This window comes from Pelodictyon phaeoclathratiforme BU-1 (genome assembly GCF_000020645.1).
Taxonomy (GTDB): Bacteria; Bacteroidota; Chlorobiia; order Chlorobiales; family Chlorobiaceae; genus Chlorobium; species Chlorobium phaeoclathratiforme.
Map to the genome: position 1 here is coordinate 774735 of NC_011060.1, position 20316 is coordinate 795050.

The following is a 20316-nucleotide window of genomic DNA, read 5'->3' on the forward strand; positions in this document are numbered from 1 at the left end:
TCAGGGAAGATCCCGTTTGCTTCAATTGTTGTCCGATTTCAGGATTGGTTGGTGTTGCCCTGCAGCGGTAGCTGAGCACGAGAGATTATTTTGTGCAAGGTCAGTTGACCACTTTCGCGTAATGATATCACAGAATGCTGCTATCTGAAGCAAAAACATTGAACAAAATAGTGTATAGTATAAATATTATTTGATTTTTTGCGCTTTTTGTGCGAATATCAAATAAATATTAATAGGTAAACTATGCTTGTAGAATTTCGTGTTTCAAATTTTCGCTCAATCAGAGAAGAGCTTCGCCTGAGCCTTGTTGCAAATACTGATAACGAGCATTCGGAGACTCATTTAATTTGCAGCGGATCGAAGTCCACTCCCTCACTGCTAAAGTCTGCGGTCATCTATGGTGCCAATGCGAGTGGTAAATCAAATATTATAAATGCGTTGGCATTTATGAAAGGGGTTGTCGCCGAGTCTGCTACGCAAATCAAGGAGGGGCAAAAATTTCATTTCCAGCCCTTCAAGCTTGATGGCATCTCATCATCCAAGCCAAGTGAGTTTGAAGTCACCTTTATTATAGATGGAATCCGATATCAATATGGATTTTCACTGCTTTCTGAAAGAATTACTTCCGAGTGGCTGTTAGTTTACAAAACATCCAAGCCACAAATTTGGTTTGATCGACGTTACAATTCCAAGATAAAGGAGGATGAGTATACGTTCAGTACGTTCCTGGTGGGTGAAAAAAAACTGTGGCAAAAATCGACCCGCTCAAACGCATTGTTTCTCTCCAAAGCCGTCGATCTTAACAGCAGTGCTTTACGGCCTGTCTTTCTCTGGATTGTGCAGCAACTCAATATTATAGGCGCGGGAGAACAGCCAATGATAGAGTTTTCAACAGTTCTTGCTCAGCAGCCTGAAGGCAATAAAAAGTTGCTTGATTTTTTAAATGCTGCTGATTTCAGCATTTCAGAATTATCACTGGAGATGCGTAAAACAAGAGAGTTGTCGCTTAAGATTGAGGGCGAAAAACCTCCTGTTCATCAAGTTCTTGATTCCGAAGCACTGATGCCTGTTTTTTTGCATAAAGGTGCAGAAGGAGCTGCAAAATTCGAAATTCACGATGAGTCAACAGGAACTCAGCGCATGTTCGCCTTTGCCGGACCAATTCTTGATGTGTTGCAGAACGGGAGTGTCTTGATCGTTGATGAGTTGGATGGGAGTTTACATACCAAAATTGTTCGGTTCCTCCTGAACGTAATCAATTCATCCATCTCTAACACGAATGGGGCTCAGCTTATTTTTACAACACATGATACCTCCATCATGGACGTGAAATTATTTCGCAGAGATCAGATCTGGTTTGTTGAAAAGGATCAATCTCACGCAACACACCTTTACCCTCTTACAGATTTCAGGCCAAGAAAAAACGAAGCTCTTGAAAAAGGCTATCTTGTCGGACGATATGGAGCGATTCCTTTCATCAATGATGTGATGTTTTGAGGAATAATATGGCCAGAGAGCACCATCAGAAGAGCCGGGAAAAAACCAGTTTACTGCGGAAGAAGCCGTTTTCCAGGGGTTGCGACCGTATCCTGATTATTACTGAGGGTGAAAAAACGGAGCTTCATTATTTTGATAGAGATGATCAAGGGATGGGATTCCAAGTGCTCAACAAACCGAATCGGGCTGATGGCAATAATCTTGGCAAAGTATTCATAAGATATCTGCATGACAACTGAAAACCAGACCGAGCTGAGCCTGATCGATAAACTCCAGGATCTCAAATACAGCTACCGCCCCGACATTCGCGACCGGGACGCACTCGAAAAAAACTTCCGCGAAAAGTTCGAAGCCCTCAACCAGATTCATCTCACCGACGCCGAGTTTGCCCGGCTGCTCGATCAAATCGTCACCCCGGACGTTTTCGCCGCCTCTCGTCATCTGCGCGAACGCAACAGCTTCGAGCGCGACGACGGCACACCACTCTTCTACACTCTGGTCAACATCCGGGAGTGGTGCAAAAACAGCTTCGAGGTCGTCAACCAGCTCCGCATCAACACCAACAACAGCCATCACCGCTACGATGTGTTGCTCCTCATCAACGGTGTGCCGGTGGTTCAGATCGAGCTGAAGACCCTCGCCATCAGCCCGCGCCGCGCCATGCAGCAGATTGTCGAGTACAAAAACGACCCCGGCAACGGCTACAGCAAAACCCTGCTCTGCTTTTTGCAACTCTTCATCGTCAGCAACCGCACCGACACCTGGTACTTCGCCAACAATAACAGTCGCCACTTCAGCTTTAACGCCGACGAGCGTTTTCTGCCGTTCTACCAGTTCGCCGGAGAAGACAACAAAAAAATCACCCATCTCGACAGCTTCGCCGAAAAGTTCCTCGCCAAATGCACCCTCGGCGAAATGATCAGCCGCTACATGGTGCTGGTGACGAGCGAGCAAAAGCTGATGATGATGCGCCCCTACCAGATCTATGCCGTCAAGGCTATCGTGGAGTGCATTCACCAGAACTGCGGTAACGGCTACATCTGGCACACCACCGGCAGCGGCAAAACCCTCACCTCCTTCAAGGCATCAACCCTGCTCAAGGATAACCCGGATATCGACAAATGCCTTTTCGTCGTTGACCGCAAAGACCTCGACCGGCAGACGCGGGAGGAGTTCAACCGCTTTCAGGAGAAGTGCGTCGAAGAGAACACCAACACCGAAACCCTGGTGCAGCGGTTGCTCTCCGATGACTATGCCAATAAAGTGATCGTCACCACCATCCAGAAGCTCGGCCTTGCCCTCGACGGCAGCAACAAACGCAACTACAAGGAGCGGCTCGAACTGCTCCGCAAAAAGCGCATGGTTTTCATCTTTGACGAATGCCACCGCTCCCAGTTCGGCGAAAACCACAAGGCGATCAAAGAGTTTTTCCCCAACGCCCAGCTCTTCGGCTTCACCGGCACACCAATTTTCCCCGAAAACGCCAGCTACCAGCAGATTGAAGGGGAGCAGGCCACCTGGAAAACCACGGAAGAGATCTTCCAGCAGCAACTGCATGCCTACACCATTACCCACGCCATCGAAGACCGCAACGTCCTGCGCTTCCACATCGACTATTTCAAGCCCGAAGGTAAGAACACGCCCAAGCCCGGCGAAACGCTGGCAAAAAAAGCCATCGTTGAAGCCATCCTTCAAAAACACGATACCGCCACCTACGGGCGCAAGTTTAACGCCCTTCTGGCCACCGCATCTATCAACGACGCCATAGCTTATCACGAGCTGTTCAAGAGCATTCAGGAGGAAAAGCAGGCCAAAGATGAAAATTTCCAGCCACTCAACATCGCCTGCGTCTTTTCCCCGCCTGCCCAGGCCATTGCTGGTGATGCTGGGAATCGAAACGAAAAGAATGTGGCAGACATCAAGCAGCTTCAGGAAGATCTGCCACAGGAAAAGGCCGATAACGAGGAAGACCCGGACAAAAAAAAGGCGGCCCTCAAAGCCATCATTGCCGACTACAACGACCGTTACAAAACCAACCACCGCATCGACGAATTCGACCTCTACTACCAAGATGTGCAAAAGCGTATCAAAGATCAGCAATACCCCAACCAGGACTTGCCGCACGCGCAGAAGATCGACCTGATAATCGTGGTCGACATGCTGCTCACCGGCTTCGACTCCAAATTCCTGAACACCCTCTACGTCGACAAAAACCTCAAGTACCACGGGCTCATTCAGGCCTTCTCACGCACCAACCGCGTACTGAACGGCACCAAGCCCTACGGCACCATTCTCGACTTCCGCCAGCAGCAAAGCGCCGTCGATGAAGCCATCAAACTATTCTCTGGCGAACAAGCCGACCGCGCCACCGAAATCTGGCTGGTCGATTCCGCACCGGTGGTCATCAACAAACTCGAAATTGCGGTTAAAAAGCTGGACGAATTCATGCGCTCTCAGGGGCTGGAAAGCGCCCCTCAAGAGGTGGCGAACCTCAAGGGCGACGCCGCACGAGGCCAGTTCATCAACCTCTTCAAGGAGGTGCAGCGCCTCAAGACCCAGCTCGACCAATACACCGACCTGACGCCGGAAAATGCCGCCAGCATCAGCCGGGTCATCCCACAAGAGCAATTGCAGGGCTTCCGTGGCGTCTATCTCGAAACCGCCCAGCGCATGAAAGAAAAACAGAAAAAAGGCAGCGACGGCCCGGAAACAGAGCAGCTCGACTTTGAATTCGTGCTCTTTGCCTCAGCCATGATTGATTACGATTACATCATGACCCTGATTACAAGCTACTCGCAGCAACTGCCCGGCAAACAAAAGATGACCCGCACCGAGCTTATCGGTCTCATCGACTCCGAGGCCAACCTCCTTGAAGTTCGCGAAGACATTGCCGACTATATTGGCACCCTCAAGTCAGGCGAAGGGTTGAAAGAGAGCGACATCCGTCAGGGTTACGAAACCTTCAAGGCCGAAAAGAGCGCCCAACAACTGGCCGAAATTGCCGAAAAGCACGGACTGGAAACCTCCGTGCTCCAGGCCTTTGTCGATGGCATCATGCAGCGCATGATCTTCGACGGCGAACACCTGACCGATCTGCTCGCCCCGCTCGGCCTCAACTGGAAACAGAGAAGGCAAAACGAGCTGGCCCTGATGGAAGAGCTGATTCCCGTGCTGCACAAACTTGCGCAAGGACGCGAAATTTCAGGGCTGGAGGCGTATGAGCAATAATGAACCACAAGTAAAAGTGGTGAACACACTCGATACACAACAAGAGTTTGGTGATAAAAACCAGTGGCGCATGAAGCAATGTTATGAAATCTGCCAGGCAGATGAAAAACACTCATCACTGGCGAGAGAATTGTCCTGGAGGCACAACACCCTCATTTTTTCGCGATGCAAGAGCAATAAACTGAATGAGTTGTATGCTAATGAAGGTGCTTTGAATCGGGAAACACCACAAGGGGGTGAATTATGAATGTACCCAAGCTGCGCTTTCCGGAGTTTCGGGATGCGGGGGAGTGGGATAGAGATGTGCTGGGAAAGGTTTCAGTCTTTGTCAACGAAAGAATGCCTTTAGAGCAACTCTCACTCTCTAACTATGTAAGCACAGTAAACATTTTGCCTGATTATGAAGGAATGGTAACAGCACCTAAATTACCACCGTCAGGCTCTGCAACCCGGTTTAAAATAAATGATATTCTCATATCGAATATACGCCCTTACTTAAAAAAGGTTTGGTTTGCAAGTAAAGAGGGCGGCGCTTCAAATGATGTGATTGTTATTCGTGCGAAAGAAAAAGTTGGTGATCGATATTTATCCTTTATGCTCAAAAATGATGTATTCATCGAATATGTCATGAAGGGGGCTAAAGGTGTGAAAATGCCAAGAGGAGATATCTTTTTAATGCAAGAGTATCCACTTGCATATCCGTCAAAGCCAGAACAACAAAAAATCGCCGACTGCCTTTCATCCATCGACGACCTGATCACTGCCCAAACCCAAAAGCTCGACACGCTCAAGACCCACAAAAAAGGGCTGATGCAACATCTCTTCCCGGCAGAAGGCGAAACCCTCCCCAAGCTGCGCTTTCCCGAGTTTCAGGATGCGGGGGAGTGGGAAGAGAAGCATCTGGGAAAGATATGCGAAATAAAAGGCGGAAAGAGAATCCCTAAAGGTTTTTCATTGACCAATGAAAAAACAGACTACCCCTACGTTAGGGTAAGTGATATGTACATGGGCGGAATAGATACATCTTCTGTGTTATACATCCCAAGCGAGATTGAGAAGCAAATAAGAAGTTACAAAATTTCAAAAAACGATTTGTTTATAACTGTTGCTGGGACGATCGGAATTGTAGGAGAAGTGCCCGAAGAGTTGGATAATGCCAATCTCACTGAAAATGCCAATAAGATTATAGTGAAAAGTATAGCAAAGAAATATTTGTTGCACTATTTAACTGGAGAGTCTGCACAACAGCTTATTTCTTCTTCTGTTACCAATAATGCTCAGCCGAAGTTAGCTCTGGAGCGGATAAGGCTTTTTCCAATACCAGTTCCATCCCCGGAAGAACAACAAAAAATCGCCGACTGCCTTTCATCCATAGACGACCTGATCATCGCACAAACCCAAAAGCTCGCCACGCTTAAAACCCATAAAAAAGCACTGATGCAGCAGCTTTTCCCGGCAATGGAGGAGGTATCAAGCTGATGGACAAAAAAATCATCATTATCGCCGGACCCAATGGCGCAGGAAAAACCTCCTTTGCCCGCTCGTTTCTGCCAAAAGAAGCTCAATGCCTGCGCTTCATCAATGCCGATCTCATTGCCGCCGGGCTGTCACCCTTTGCCCCTGAGGTGGCTGCCATCAAAGCCGGACGAGTCATGTTGGAAGAGATTGCCGCTTGTGTGCGACGTGAAGAAAGTTTCGCATTTGAAACCACCCTATCCGGACAGGGTTATTTGATGCATATCCAGCAATGGCGTGCTCAAGGCTATTTGGTTAGCCTCTATTTTCTGGCGTTACCCAATGTCGAAGCGGCCATTGCACGTGTAGCGGAGCGCGTACGCCAGGGAGGGCATAATATTCCTGAACCAGTAATCCGCCGCCGTTTTATAGCGGGATTGCGTAACTTTGAGCAACACTACAAAGCTGAGGTAGATGCTTGGGCTAAATACGACAACACTGGTGATACACCGGTCTTATTAGAATGGGGAGAAAACCTGTGAACGCAAAAGATATTTCAACGGCTAAAGACCCAGCTATGCGTGCTTCAATGGCCGCCATGAAACGCGCCGCCGCATTAGCTCGTGAAACCGCTATTCAAACGAATACCAATATCGTGACTGTGGAAAATGGAAAAGTGGTGCGGATTTCAGCCGAAGAGCTGCGCCGCCAAGCATCCGAGGGAGCAAAAAAATCATGACCGAAAAAAATTAAAAGCTCGACACGATCAAGATTCATAAAAAAGCACTGATGCGAGTAGTCGCCATGTACAATGAGCGTTTAGAGTAAATCACTATGTCAATCAACGACCTTTTGCCCTCCGTAGCCACCCTGTCACATGCCGATAAATTCAGGTTAGTGCAAATTCTTCTCGAACAATTGACAAAGGAAGAGGGTATCTCTGCCCGGCAAACACCAGCACCGGCGGAGACCTTTAACCCGCGCAGTTATTATGGAGTAGCTCATCAATCCCGACAAATGATTGACGAGTATATCGCAAGCAGCCGGGACCAGTATCGTGATTGAGAAAGATGGAAAATTGGTGTGGATTTCAGCCGAAGAGCTGCGCCGCCAGGCATCCGAGGCAAAAGAATCTATCAATCCCGAGCCTCCCGACTTGGTATTGTGATTCATTGCAGGATACCCCTGAGTTCCTATATTAACAGACAACAGTGGACTCATTGAAATTCAGTTCAGCAGGGGACTGCACTATGCTTTTAAAAGACCGTTACATAAATCCCTTTACCGACTTTGGTTTCAAGAAAATCTTCGGCTCCGAGGTAAACAAGGATCTGCTGATAGCGTTTCTGAACACGCTCTTGCCTGCCGAGGCGGGGACCGTTTCTGACCTTTCCTTTTTGCCCAATGAGCAGGTCGGGCGGAGCGAGTACGACCGCAGAGCAATTTTTGACCTTTATTGTGAAAATGAAAAGGGTGAAAAATTTATTGTAGAGATGCAACGGGCAAAGCAGAACTACTTCAAGGATCGATCGATATTTTATGCCACCTTTCCTGTTCAACAGCAGGCGCAGAGTGGATCGTGGAATTTCTGCCTGAAGTCGGTCTACATGGTTGGTATTCTTGATTTCGTCTTTGATGAGGATAAAGCCGATAATGAGGTCGTTCACCATGAAGTAAAGCTGGTTGACCGTTCAACGGGCGCAGTTTTCTCCGACAAGCTCACCTTTATTTACCTCGAACTTCCCAAGTTCACCAAAACGATTGAAGAGCTTGTTACTGACTTCGACAAATGGTGTTTTCTTCTCCGCCACCTCCCTGAGCTTACTGATCGCCCGGCTCCTCTTCAGGAGAGGGTCTTCCTCAAGGTATTTGAACTGGCAGAAATCGCAAAGTATTCGAGTGTTGAAGCGGCAGCTTATGAAGAGAGCCTCAAGATATATCGTGACCTGAAGAATGTTGTCGATACCGCTTATGATGAGGGCAAGGCTGAGGGGATAGTAGAGGGGAGCCAGCAAAAGGCCATGGAAGTTGCAAAAAGGCTTAAAGAGTCAGGTCTTAATATCGAAACGATTTCACGTTGTACCGGTCTGCCGATTACTCTTGTGGAAGGGCTATAGTCAGGGTTTGCGCTTTTCCCCTTGGACCGATCAGCAGAAAAGCAATGGAGCACACTAAAAATCAGTCATGACCGAACAAAACCAGAAACAAATGGGCACTACCCTCTGGGGCATTGCCGACCAACTGCGCGGAGCCATGAACGCCGACGATTTCCGCGACTACATGCTCTCCTTCCTCTTCCTGCGCTACCTCTCCGACAACTACGAAGCCGCTGCCAAAAAAGAGCTGGGCACGGACTTCCCGGATAGCCGGGAGCAGCCCGGCACCACGCCGCTGCAACTCTGGTATAACAACAATCCCGGTGATAGTGCTGAATTTGAAAAACAGATGCGCCTCAAGGTGCACTATGTCATCCAGCCGCAATACCTCTGGGGCAGCATTGCCGAAATGGCCCGCACGCAGGACGGGGAGTTACTGCATACCCTGCAAAAAGCCTTTGATTACATTGAGAACGAATCCTTTGCCAGCACCTTTCAGGGCCTCTTTTCGGAAATCAACCTCAGCTCGGAAAAACTGGGCAAGCACTATACCGATCGCAACGCCAAACTCTGCACCATCATCACCAAAATCGCAGAGGGGCTGGCCGGGTTTTCAACAGACAGCGATACCCTTGGCGATGCCTACGAATACCTGATCGGTCAGTTTGCCGCCGGTTCCGGCAAAAAAGCGGGCGAGTTCTACACCCCGCAGCAGATCTCCAGCATTCTCTCCGCCATTGTCACCCTCGACAGTCAGGAACCATCCAGTGGCAAGAAAAAGTATCTGATCAGTGTGCTCGATTTTGCCTGCGGTTCCGGCTCACTGCTGCTCAATGTGCGCAAGAAAATGGGGCAGTATGGCATTGGAAAAATCTACGGGCAAGAGTCCAACATCACCACCTACAACCTGGCACGCATGAACATGCTGCTGCACGGTGTGAAAGATTCCGAATTCGAAATTTTCCACGGCGACACCCTCCTCAACGACTGGGAGATGCTGCGCGAAGCCAACCCCGCCAAAAAGAAGCACTTTGATGCGGTGGTGGCCAATCCACCCTTCAGCTACCGCTGGGAACTCACCGACGCCTTGGGCGACGACGTCCGCTTCAAGAACTACGGCCTCGCCCCCAAATCCGCCGCCGACTTCGCCTTTCTCCTCCACGGCTTCCAATACCTCGCCAAAGAGGGCACCATGGCCATCATCCTCCCTCACGGCGTCCTCTTCCGAGGCGGCGTAGAAGAGCGCATCCGCACCAAACTGCTCAAAGACGGCCACATCGACACCGTCATCGGTCTGCCTGCCAACCTCTTTTTCTCCACCGGTATCCCGGTCTGCATTCTCGTGCTCAAAAAATGCAAAAAGCCCGACGACGTGCTCTTCATCAACGCCAGCGAACACTTCGAAAAAGGCAAGCGCCAGAACCGCCTCCGGCAGGATGATATCGATAAAATTGTTGAGACCTACCAATTCCGCACAGAAGAAGAGCGCTACTCCCGCCGGGTCTCAATGGATGAAATTGAATCCAACGGCTATAACCTGAACATCTCTCGCTACATCAGCACCGCCACAGCAGAAGAAGAGATCGACCTCACGGCAGTACACGCTGATTTGGTTAACCTCGAAGAGCGAATTGTCCACGCTACCAACAAACACAACCAATTTCTTCAAGAGCTTGGGTTGAATCTTTTACCGGTTGGCAAGCAGGGAGCAGCTACTGATTGATGGCTCTCACATGGTTATAACAACAATGATCATTAACCCACTGGCCGCCACTTCGCGCTTTTGCAGCTTGCAGCCCACACCGCAAAGCCTGCTTCTGCTGCACACCGCTAACCAGCCACACAAAACCCCGCCCTTCGCATTCCAATATTTTACGTTATCTTTCCACTTTAAACGCGCTACTTCAAGCTCGTTGCGATGTGTGGTAAATGACTGGTTTGCGAAGAGGCTGTGATGCGTTCCAGAAACTGAGGAAGAGGGATCTTGAATACCTATGTCTGTTAACTCCTGATAGCGAACATTGGGCAAAGAACATCAAAATGTGGTTTTGAACATAATTGATAACCTAAACCATCTCAAATAAAGCGCTACATCATCGGTTTACTTGCAGCAATCCTTTTACTGTAACCATGCAAGGGGTTAACCGAAACGCCTTCACAGGAGCAAATAACCCAATGGCGCAGTGCAATGCTCGGTAAAATGTATTTTTTTGGCCAAGGTGTGGCCAAGAATTACATCGAAGCGATGCAGTGGTATCGCAAAGCAGCAGAGCAAAAGCTGCCAGAAGCTCAGAAGGCATTAACAAGATTAGAGAAAGGCTGATATCAAGAACGCCAACCCAAACCATGAACATTTGCCTCAGCGAAGACCGTGAAATCGATAAATGATGCAGAATCAAGTAATAGTTGTTGGTAAATACCGGGAAGCTATGGTAATGGTAATAACAGAAAAGTTATGTCTGAGGTAACGAGTACAGATAAGGACCCATGTATCCATCACCGCTTTCTGGATGAAGCTGGCGATACCACTTTTTACGGCAAAGGGAAGATTTCAGTTATTGGCAATGAAGGTTCATCGCACTGTTTTATTCTTGGAATGCTGAAAATCAATGAGCCACTTGATACGGTAAGAAAAAAAGTTATTGAACTGCAGCAAGCTATTGCCGAAGACTCCTACTTTCACGGTGTTCCAAGCATTGAAAAAATGAAAGCCTCTTGCGGCTATTTTCTTCATGCAAAAAATGATCTCCCTGAAGTAAAAAAAATGGCTTTTGACTTGATCAAAACTATTGACTGCAGTTTTGAAGTCGTCGTTGGCAGAAAAATACCAACTCTTTACGAAAGCAAACACAACGGCAAAGAGGCCGAATTTTATGCTGACCTGCTTTCTCATTTACTGAAAAACAAACTCAATGCATACAGTAAACTGGTTTTAAACATATCGCATCGAAGCAAGTGTACAACGCATACGAACCTTCAAAAAGGACTGAGCAAAGCTGTCACCAGGGCACAATCGAAAGCACCTGATAAAGCAAACGATTGCAGCGTTGTCTTCAACGTCCAACAGCCCACAGCAGAACCATTACTGAATATTGCGGATTATTTTTGCTGGGCGATTCAGCGTGTTTTTGAACGCGGTGAAACCAGATATTACGATTATATCAGCGACCAGGTTGCTATGGTGCAGGATCTCTACGACTTCGAAAAGTGGAAAAGTCGAGGTAATTATTACAACCGGCAAAAAAAGTTATCGAGCGATAACTGCCTGAAAAACAACAAATAAAAAAAGCCCATCATTGCACTAAGAAGGATACCCTTCAACGGCTTGGAGCCGACCTTCATGCAACACAGGCTGAGATTAATATACAAGAAATAAAATAAAAAATAATAGGGGATCTTGATTGCGTACCGCAAACCGGCAAGAAAGCGGGCGAGTTCTACACGCCGCAGCAGATCTCCAGCATTCTCTCCGCCATTGTCACGCTCGATAGTCAGGAGCCATCCAGTGGCAAGAAAAAATACCGGTATGCATTCTGGTACTCAAAAAATGTAAGAAGCCCGACGATGTGCTCTTCATCAACGCCAGCGAACACTTCGAAAAAGGCAAACGCCGGAACCGCCTGAGGCAGGATGATATCGACAAAATTGTTGAGACCTACCAATTCCGCAAAGATGAAGAGCGCTACTCCCGCCGGGCCTCAATGGATGAAATTGAATCGAGGTGGTGAGCTGGTGGGCAAGGTAGTAAGATGCTTGATAGGTTATTTATTAAAATTCAGTTTTCACGGCAAAACTGAGATGAGTTTGTCAGATACTGTTCCGGCCCAAAACTCTATTGTTGACCGGTAAAAGTCTTGTTCTGTGGTTACGTACCATACCGTTTCCTGTTAAGCAGCAGTGTGAAAACTACGCAACAAATCAAGCGATACTTAAAATTCCTGTGTATATTCTTCTTCGGCGTACCCTGTAAGCGATGCGGTAATCAGCATATATTATGCCAGCCTGTACAATATGCGGAAATACAATTGAAAAAATGTGTTAACTGTATACTAAATATAAGATTAGCAGTATTCCTGGTCATGAGCTTCTGCTCGTTTGGTGTGGGTTGTAATTCAACAATCTGCAGATTAGGGCAGATCAATCTGATTGTTATTAGATTGACCTTTTCGGTCGAGGATGCGAAACACAGACGTTCTCCCTGAAATCTGACCTTTCCTGAAACGTTGACAATTATTTTTTGTAAATCTATGCTACAGATATGAAAACACTACCTGTGGGTGAAGTAAAAGCCCAACTCTCTGAGATCCTTGAGAAAGTGAAGCAGGGAGAGTCTTTTGGTATCCTTTACGGCAAGAAAAAGAGACCAATTGCCATGATCGTTCCTTATCTCGATTCTGAAAAGAAAAAAGAGCGGAAAATCGGGATTCTTGACGGAAAAGTTAAAATCACATTTGCTGATAATTTCAAAATGACTGAGGAAGAGTTTCTTGGACTGAAATGAACTATTTACTGGATACCCATACATTCATTTGGTCTATCTATATCCAGAAAATACACAGTGATCAGCAAAGAATCCGAATTTGCAAAATTTGTTCCACATGGATTAAAGTTATTGTGGAAATAAGCTCTCGGCCAAAAGTCATTCGGTAATCATTACCAAAGCCGTCCAAGCTTAAGAACACTTCCTCCTTTCAGGTTCTTTCTGGCGTAATAAGCCTTCAAGACTTCTGGAAAAAATTCAACTAACCTCATCAAATAAATATAATGGAGCGAATTGTAAACGCTACCAACAAACACAACGAGTTTCTTCATGAGCTTGGGTTGGCTCCCTTACCCCTCGTCAACCAGAGAATTGATACTTGATGGCCCTAACGGTTAATGTACCGACGCCAAAATAGAATCCAGACAATGCGCCCTCAGCATGTTCAGTCATGCTTTTTTCAGCGCTATGTGAAAGCGGAAAGTTCATGATCTTGCTGTGGGGCAGGAGAGAGGCAAGAGGCGGAATCAGCGTAGCAACAACATCTATGGATAAACAATGAAACAGTAGTTGCCTGTCAGGGGGAGTCCGCTTAACCGGCTGGTTGGGCTTTTTCACTTATTTTTTTAATGTTTTTTGAAATTCCATAGCTTTTTCACTTATCTCATCTCCACTCAATCCCTCAAAAAGATTTTTTCTCCATTTTGTATAATCGAATTTTTCTCTCTGAATAAGAGCGATAAATTTTTCACTTTCAACCATCCCAAGGTTATGATTTAATACCTCAAAACCCGCCAGCTTTATTTCAGAATCAGTTCTCATTGTTTAGTATCCCATTCAATAATAAAATTTACAGGATTTATTATCTTTATCTCCGGGTATTCTTTTGTTTTCTTTAAAAGCCCTTTATCTACCGTTAAAAAATATTGGCATTGTAATGAACAAGCACATGCAACATGTAAAGCATCAAGAGATTTTAATCCGATAGCTGTCAGCTCATTCATTTTCTGCAGAATCTCCTCTGTTTCATTAACAAATAAATCAGCCACATCTTTCCATCGTTGAATTTCAATCCTTTTTTCAGGGAAAGGATTAGCATTATTTTCAAAATCAAGAATGTAAGACCACCCCAACGAAAAACGTCCTGATTTTATTTGCTCCTGAATACCTAACTTTGCTTCTGTTTCCAGTCGTACGCTTAACAATGACTGGTCATCAAAGGGTCTGTTGAAACAGCAATTATCAAGATATACTCTCACTTTATTTTGCTTTTGTTAACAAACTCATATTTGGAAATCCAGTGTGTCAAGCTGCCAAGCGCTAATAATAAAACCAACGCTACGCATAACATAAGAAATAATACAGTTTTCTGACAATATTTCCGTGAACACGGAGTGTCGTCTTCGCTCTCACCAGTCGTTCTGAACTTGCAACCGATCGCGCCCGGAGTAGCGGCGCACGATGCTTTTGCCTGGCTTTGCAGCTCATCATCATAAAGCGAGAAGGCAAAAGAGGTGGTGAGTCAGTAATCAAGCCCCTCGCTCATCAAGCAAATCAAGCTCCGGAGCCAAAAAATCCTGCCAATTCAAAAATCCTGAAAAACAAGGATCACCCCTCTTGCATGAATTAATTTTACATTGTATATTTACACTGTAAAATTAATCAGATTATCACCATGGCAAGACCAGTTAAAAAAGAGCAGATTCCACATCTTCAGGAGGCAATAAAAGAGAGCGCGTGGCGGCTGATTGCGGAGTTTGGTGCGCCAGCCCTTTCGTTGCGTGCTATTGCCCGTGCTTTGAGCATTACGGCACCGGCTATTTACAACTACTTCCCGGATCGTGATGCATTGGTGACTGCGCTCACCATTGATGCTTTTACCTCATTTGGTGATGTGCAGCTCAAGGCACGCGACAGCTTTCCGCCAGAGCAGCTCCTTGAACGTTTCCGGGCGATTGGTCTCGCTTATCGTGATTGGGCTCTGCGTTATCCCCAGCGCTACCAGCTTATTTTTGGCACTCCTATTCCCGGTTACGAACAGCAACAGCAGGAGATTATACCATCAGCAATACGCTCCATCAGTGCACTGGTCAGTGTGATTGAGGATTTTCGTGTTGCTGGCAAGCTGAAGAGCGAAGACTTTCCGGCAATACCGCCTGGGTATGAGGCGCAGCTTTCGGCCATGAAAACCTGTACCAGCAGGTATCATTTTCTCTCGCATGGTGTTGCCCTGATTGTCTGGAGTCGTGTCCATGGGCTGGTGTCGCTTGAAATTGGCGGTCGCCTTCCACCATTCGGGGTTGACGGAGAGGGGCTTTATCACTTTGAATTACAATCTATTGCCAAACAATTTATAGAGGAGTAACGATGAAAACCTTGATTCTTGACGGGTCGCTGGCAGGCGACAGGGTTGGCACTTATTCGGCTGCAACTTTGCAATCAGCCGCTGTTGCCCGAGGCTGGGCTGCAGAAGTGGTTGTGCTGCGCGACAAAAAAATCGGCAACTGCATGGGTGATTTTTTCTGCTGGCTGAAAAGCCCCGGCAAGTGCCATGTGGCTGATGAGCATCAGGAGATATCGAGAAAGTACCTTGAAAGTGACCTTGTTATTTTTCTTTCACCGATTACGTTTGGTGGTTACTCCTCGACGCTCAAGAAAATAGTGGATCATCAGATACAGAACACCTTGCCATTTTTTACCACTATTGACGGGGAGATTCATCACCAGAAACGGTATGACAACTATCCGGATATTCTTATCATTGGCTGGCTGGAGGAACCGGATGCAGAGGCCGAATCTGTTTTCCGGAATCTGGCCTGGCGAAACTCCATCAACTTCTACGCAAAGTCGCATGTGTGCGGTATCCTCTACGGGACTCAATCGGAGCGTGTGACCAAAGAGCAGCTTGATCGTTTGTTTGAAAAGGTGGTTCGTCGGGAGTCGGATAGAGATGCAACGCTGCCGACGATCACCTGTTCATTAGCTCCCGCAACTCCGGTTCAGCGGGCGCTTCTGCTGGTTGGTAGTCCGCGCCTGGAGAAGAGCAGCTCTTCATCACTGGGCTCCTATCTTTTTGAGCAGTTGCAGCAGCAGGGTGTTGAAACCGAAACGATCTATCTTTACAAGGCTATCAATACCGCCGCTCGCATGGATGCGCTTCGGGATGCCATTGATCGTGTGGATCTGATTGTTCTTGCCTTTCCGCTCTATGTGGATACTCTTCCGGCGCCGGTTATTTCGGTTTTCGAACATGTTGTGACGCATTGCAGGAAAAAATTGAAGACAACACGTTTTACTGCGATTGTCAATTGTGGTTTTCCCGAGGCCTCCCAGAATGCCAATGCCATTGCAGTTTGTGCTGAGTTTGCCCGATCTGCCGGATTTGAGTGGATGGGGGGGCTGCCACTTGGAGCAGGCGAGGGGATGGTTCACGCTCAGCCACTTCAGCAACTTGGTGGACAGGGCAGATCACTCCGGCAGGCACTGGAGAGAGCAGCAGGGGAGCTGGCCGATGGTCAACCGGTTTCTGACAAGAGTCGTGAGTTGCTGGCCAAGCCAGTGATACCAGTATGGATGTACAAGTTAGGTGGAACTATTGGCTGGACGATGAAGGCAAGAAAAAATGGGACGCAAAAGCTGCTGAAGGCAAGACCGTATCAGAAAGTGACGCCGGGATGAGTATGCAGGTCGGTTTCGATAACTGGCGAGAGGCTCTGTGGCTGAACCGAGAGAGAGCGCTGTTCGCTACCCCCGGTGTAACAGCCCGTTTTTCGGTCAAAAAGCTTTATCTTTCTTCTCGTTGTAAAAAAAGTGTGGAGTTGCATTGGGGAGGATACCTGATATGGGCTAATGTTATAATATATATGTTGATGATGAAAAAGCTGCCAGTAGGGATACAGACCTTCAGTGAAATTATTCATGAGGATTATCTCTATATCGATAAGACAGAGATTGCCCGTAACCTGATTGAGAGCTTTAAATATGTCTTTCTGTCGCGGCCCCGGCGTTTCGGCAAAAGCCTCTTTCTTGATACGCTGAAAAATATTTTTGAGGGGAAACGGGAGCTTTTTCGGGGGCTGCTGATTGAGGAGCAATGGAACTGGGAGGTGACATATCCAGTCATCAAAATCAGCTTCAGTGGTGGAGTATACAGCCGGGAAACCCTTCGCAAAAACCTCTTCTATATCCTGAATGATAATCAGGAGAGGCTTGATATTACTTGCGCGGAAAAAGAGGATCCCAACCAGTGTTTTGCAGAGCTTATCAAAAAGGCCTCTCAAAAGTATCATCAAAAGGTGGTCATCCTGATTGATGAGTATGATAAACCGATTCTGGACAATATTGAGAACATTCCAGAAGCTCTGGTCATTCGGGATGGGATGCGTGATTTTTACACAAAAATCAAGGAGAGCGACGAGTATCTGCGCTTCGCATTTCTCACGGGGGTGAGCAAATTCTCCAAAGTGTCGCTCTTCAGTGGGCTGAACAATCTTGAAGATATCAGCCTGAACCCTGATTATGGCAATGTTTGCGGGTACACCCAGCTTGATCTGGAGAGCTCTTTTGCGCCATATCTTGAGGGGGTGGATATGGAGCAGGTCAAACGGTGGTACAATGGTTATAACTTTTTGGGTGACAGGGTCTATAATCCTTTCGATATCCTGCTCTTCATCAAAAACCATTATGTGTTCGACAATTACTGGTTTGAAACCGGTACGCCGCGTTTTTTGGTTGAGCTGATTAAAAAGAACAGCTATTTTCTCCCTGGTTTTTTAAACATCAACGTTAACAAGCGGCTGGTCAACAGCTTTGATATTGAAAATCTTGATCTTGAGACCATTCTGTTTCAGACTGGCTACTTGACCATCAAGCGGCTGATACCATCGGGCATGGGAGTTCGATACGAGTTGGGGTTTCCCAACAAGGAGGTGCAGATCAGTTTCAACGAGTATATTTTGCAATCGATGACCAGCGGTTCACAAAAAGAGCTGATCCGTAGTGAGCTGCTTGATCTTATTGAGGCCGGAGAGGTTGAACGTTTGGAGCCAGTTATCAAGCGCCTTTTTGCCAGTATTGCCTACAATAATTTCACCAACAATGACATTGAGCGTTATGAGGGCTTTTATGCCAGTGTGCTCTATGCCTGTTTTGCCAGTATCGGGGTGGAGATTATCGCCGAGGACGTCAGTAACAAAGGCAGAATTGATCTGACCTTGAAGGCCGGGGGGAGAACCTTTCTCTTTGAATTCAAGGTGACCGACGGGGAGCCGCTTGAGCAGATCAAGAGGATGAAGTATTACGATAAATATAGTGGTGAACGGTATTTGATTGGCATCGTCTTTGACCCGAAGGCAAGAAATATCAGCCGGTTTGAGTGGGAGAAGTTGTAAAGCTTGCAAAAAATATTTTTACAATCTCGCAACCTGGCAGCCAGGTTGCGAAAAAGATCAGGTCAGAATGAGTATTTCAGGCCAGCCGTGTAGAAAAAGTCATTTCCTCCCGGTTGCCCGATTGTCTGCGACAGGTTCAGCATGACGGAGATGGCGCTTGTCAGATCGGCATCGGCGCCAGCAGAGAGGCGGACGAAAGCGTGGTTCGATGCGCCTGTCGTTGTCCATGAATTGACGATCAGCGGCGCAGAGGTGGCGCTGTATTGGATGATACGGTCTGAGCCTTCGAAATTGTTTTCAACGGTGACGTTCAGATAGGAGTCGAGCTTCGTGCTTCCCAGGTCGAAAGCACAGCGAGCCTGTGCACCTACACTACCGAGTACGGTTTTGGCAGTTTGTTCGTACAGATTGAGCGTGAGAGCTGGATCGCCATTTTCGCTATAACCGTCAATATGTGCCTGAACATAGGTGAGTCCTGCAATTGGGCCGAGCCGCAATGACGGGGCGACGTCAAAAAGATAGCCACCTTTCAATGCCGCAGCGAACGTTTCACCGTCCGGCTTGGCGGTGATGGTACTGACAACGCCGGAACGGCTGTTGGAATAATTCAGCCAACCGTAAGCGAGCAGGCTCTGAAGGAAGAGGTTTTTCTGTGTATAGGTACCATAGAGTCCAAGCTGGTTGACCTCTGCGCTGGTGGTTCCGTCATTCTGGCTCAGGTTCAGAGAGGGATTTGCAAAACGATAGGCCGTGGCAACCATGGTCTCGGAGGTCGGGCGATACTCTATGCCGAGCGTTGTGCCGAGGTCATCCGAATGATACCCTTGCGAATTGTCGCTGGAGGAACGATTGGATACAACGCCATTGCCCTGCACGAAGAGGGACCATGAGTTTGACCCGATTCCTGGGGTGGCGGAGTTTTTCGCGGTCGTAACGTTGAACAGATCAAGTTGGCCGAACATGGTGTCGACAAAGGCGTCCGCTGCACTCAACCCAAGCTCGCAGGTTGCGGGGAATGTCTCAGGGGCGTTGAGGCGATTGGCAATGTATTCTGCCACAATGGTAAAGCCGGCCGAAGTCAGATGCACCTTATCGAGGTAGAAAAAATATTGGTTTATCAGGGCTGGATCACCCATGTTGGATGTCGGAGCAGCCGTTGCGTATTGCAGTCCGTAAAGCGACGGATTGGCCACAACGTTCGATTCGATCATGGCAAGGTCGACATATTCGACCCGAACGCCTGAGGCTGCCACTATCGACAGATGTTGCTGCATCAGGTTATTATAGGTCTGGCTGTAGGCCGACCCAACGGCGACCGCCGAACCGGGGTGGGTTGCTGCCTCGGGGAGGCCAGAGACATCGCCAGCGGTGAAAACAAGCGTTTTTGCGCCCGCTCCGACAAGTGCGTTGATTCCGGTTATCGCGTTGTCTGCCGAAGCAGTAGCGGCAGATGGGACGCCTGCCATTGAGCCGTCGTTTTTATAATAAACGCGTGCGTCATTGCCACCGATGTTGAGAGTCACCAACGCATTCGGCTCAATGACATCACCGGAAGCCAGAAAACCTTGCCACTCACTGGTGAAGCCCGGCAGACCAGGAAATTCATTAGTTGTTCCGGTCTGCGCACCACCGAGGGCATAATTGTCCTGAGCAATGCCATAAAGGCTTACCAATGTGTCGATATAATTGGTTCCACCGCTGAACCTTCCTGTCGGATAGATCGTGTTGATATAAGCGAGTTCACTTGCGTAGGCAGGGATCGTCGCCATGATATTCTGAATGTTGCCTTTATCGGCATAGCTATCGCCGAAAGCAACAATCGAGGAAAATGGCCGGGCATCAGCGCAAGCCAAAGGTGCGGCGCTCAGGGCGAGTGCGGTCATCAAGGCGTATCGAAGCTTCCCTGGCAAAAAATGGCGGCGGAAAAGCGTGACGAAATTTCGATGGCTCATGCCTTTCTTGAAAAATTTCGCCGAATGTTCCAAAAGGAACTCTGGATTGTTCCGTTGAGCTGACTTCATTTTCATGTTTGATTTTTTTGTTCCGAATGAGCCTTTTTCAAGTACTTCCAATTTATCGAAAATGGGGAAAGAAACGTATCGTTTACAAGTGAATTTTTATGGTACATGTTTAGGGGTGTGCTCATATTTTAGCCCAATCTGCCTGGCCT

18 protein-coding genes and 1 pseudogene are annotated in these 20316 nt (G+C 47.6%); 16 read left to right on the forward strand and 3 right to left on the reverse strand.

Translation table 11 applies throughout. From position 1 onward, the window contains the following. Positions 1–243 precede the first annotated feature (243 nt). From PPHA_RS03660 to PPHA_RS03720, 13 genes and pseudogenes are all read left to right on the forward strand, one after another. The gene (locus tag PPHA_RS03660; protein WP_012507531.1) at positions 244–1497 is read left to right on the forward strand and encodes an AAA family ATPase; all 1254 of its coding nucleotides are present in this window, start codon (positions 244–246) and stop codon (positions 1495–1497) included. 228 nt (positions 1498–1725) lie between these two features. Next, a complete protein-coding gene (locus PPHA_RS03670) occupies positions 1726–4725 on the forward strand; it encodes a type I restriction endonuclease subunit R (RefSeq protein WP_012507532.1) in 3000 nt (999 codons plus the stop codon). Then, entirely contained in the window at positions 4715–4972 is a 258-nt protein-coding gene (locus tag PPHA_RS03675) for a DUF1016 N-terminal domain-containing protein (RefSeq protein WP_012507533.1), read from the forward strand. Before PPHA_RS03670 ends, PPHA_RS03675 begins: the two co-directional genes overlap by 11 nt. Continuing rightward, complete coding sequence (locus PPHA_RS03680; RefSeq protein ID WP_012507534.1) at positions 4969–6204, forward strand: restriction endonuclease subunit S; 1236 nt, start codon at positions 4969–4971, stop codon at positions 6202–6204. The genes PPHA_RS03675 and PPHA_RS03680 overlap by 4 nt, the downstream gene beginning before the upstream one ends. Continuing rightward, the gene (locus PPHA_RS03685; RefSeq protein WP_012507535.1) at positions 6204–6722 is read left to right on the forward strand and encodes a zeta toxin family protein; all 519 of its coding nucleotides are present in this window, start codon (positions 6204–6206) and stop codon (positions 6720–6722) included. The genes PPHA_RS03680 and PPHA_RS03685 overlap by 1 nt, the downstream gene beginning before the upstream one ends. Beyond that, positions 6719–6919: a hypothetical protein gene (locus tag PPHA_RS03690; protein ID WP_012507536.1), complete on the forward strand. Its 201-nt coding sequence runs from the start codon at positions 6719–6721 to the stop codon at positions 6917–6919. The genes PPHA_RS03685 and PPHA_RS03690 overlap by 4 nt, the downstream gene beginning before the upstream one ends. A gap of 95 nt (positions 6920–7014) precedes the next feature. Beyond that, positions 7015–7245 carry a hypothetical protein gene (locus PPHA_RS03695; RefSeq protein WP_012507537.1) on the forward strand — a complete coding sequence of 77 codons (231 nt, stop codon included), beginning with the start codon at positions 7015–7017 and terminating at the stop codon, positions 7243–7245. A 185-nt stretch (positions 7246–7430) separates the two neighbouring features. Then, positions 7431–8297 (forward strand): Rpn family recombination-promoting nuclease/putative transposase, encoded by an 867-nt coding sequence (locus PPHA_RS03700; RefSeq protein WP_012507538.1) that lies wholly within the window; start codon positions 7431–7433, stop codon positions 8295–8297. Between the two features lie 67 nt (positions 8298–8364). After that, positions 8365–9999, forward strand: coding sequence for a type I restriction-modification system subunit M (locus PPHA_RS03705; protein WP_012507539.1), 1635 nt, complete (start codon positions 8365–8367; stop codon positions 9997–9999). A gap of 465 nt (positions 10000–10464) precedes the next feature. After that, the gene (locus tag PPHA_RS14990; RefSeq protein ID WP_012507540.1) at positions 10465–10599 is read left to right on the forward strand and encodes an SEL1-like repeat protein; all 135 of its coding nucleotides are present in this window, start codon (positions 10465–10467) and stop codon (positions 10597–10599) included. A gap of 132 nt (positions 10600–10731) precedes the next feature. Beyond that, positions 10732–11559 (forward strand): DUF3800 domain-containing protein, encoded by an 828-nt coding sequence (locus PPHA_RS03715; RefSeq protein ID WP_012507541.1) that lies wholly within the window; start codon positions 10732–10734, stop codon positions 11557–11559. Between the two features lie 235 nt (positions 11560–11794). Beyond that, positions 11795–11992, forward strand: a pseudogene (locus PPHA_RS14995) (N-6 DNA methylase); the annotation flags it as partial. Between the two features lie 542 nt (positions 11993–12534). Then, complete coding sequence (locus PPHA_RS03720; RefSeq protein WP_012507542.1) at positions 12535–12777, forward strand: type II toxin-antitoxin system Phd/YefM family antitoxin; 243 nt, start codon at positions 12535–12537, stop codon at positions 12775–12777. A 597-nt stretch (positions 12778–13374) separates the two neighbouring features. Here PPHA_RS03720 and PPHA_RS03730 read toward each other — a convergent pair. Both PPHA_RS03730 and PPHA_RS03735 read right to left on the reverse strand, forming a co-directional pair. Beyond that, entirely contained in the window at positions 13375–13578 is a 204-nt protein-coding gene (locus PPHA_RS03730; RefSeq protein WP_012507543.1) for a hypothetical protein, read from the reverse strand. After that, positions 13575–14015 carry a PIN domain-containing protein gene (locus PPHA_RS03735; RefSeq protein WP_012507544.1) on the reverse strand — a complete coding sequence of 147 codons (441 nt, stop codon included), beginning with the start codon at positions 14013–14015 and terminating at the stop codon, positions 13575–13577. Before PPHA_RS03735 ends, PPHA_RS03730 begins: the two co-directional genes overlap by 4 nt. Positions 14016–14431: 416 nt before the next feature. Between PPHA_RS03735 and PPHA_RS03740 the strand changes: the two genes are divergently transcribed. The 3 genes from PPHA_RS03740 (at position 14432) to PPHA_RS03750 (ending at position 18146) form a co-directional block, all read left to right on the forward strand. Further along, complete coding sequence (locus tag PPHA_RS03740) at positions 14432–15121, forward strand: TetR/AcrR family transcriptional regulator (protein ID WP_012507545.1); 690 nt, start codon at positions 14432–14434, stop codon at positions 15119–15121. Positions 15122–15123: 2 nt separating this feature from the next. Next, positions 15124–16434: an NAD(P)H-dependent oxidoreductase gene (locus PPHA_RS03745; RefSeq protein WP_012507546.1), complete on the forward strand. Its 1311-nt coding sequence runs from the start codon at positions 15124–15126 to the stop codon at positions 16432–16434. 194 nt (positions 16435–16628) lie between these two features. After that, positions 16629–18146, forward strand: a complete 1518-nt coding sequence (locus PPHA_RS03750) for an ATP-binding protein (RefSeq protein ID WP_041526673.1) — start codon at positions 16629–16631, stop codon at positions 18144–18146. Positions 18147–18208: 62 nt separating this feature from the next. Here PPHA_RS03750 and PPHA_RS03755 read toward each other — a convergent pair whose 3' ends face one another. Further along, positions 18209–20098 (reverse strand): autotransporter domain-containing protein, encoded by a 1890-nt coding sequence (locus PPHA_RS03755; protein WP_012507548.1) that lies wholly within the window; start codon positions 20096–20098, stop codon positions 18209–18211. Positions 20099–20316 lie beyond the last annotated feature (218 nt).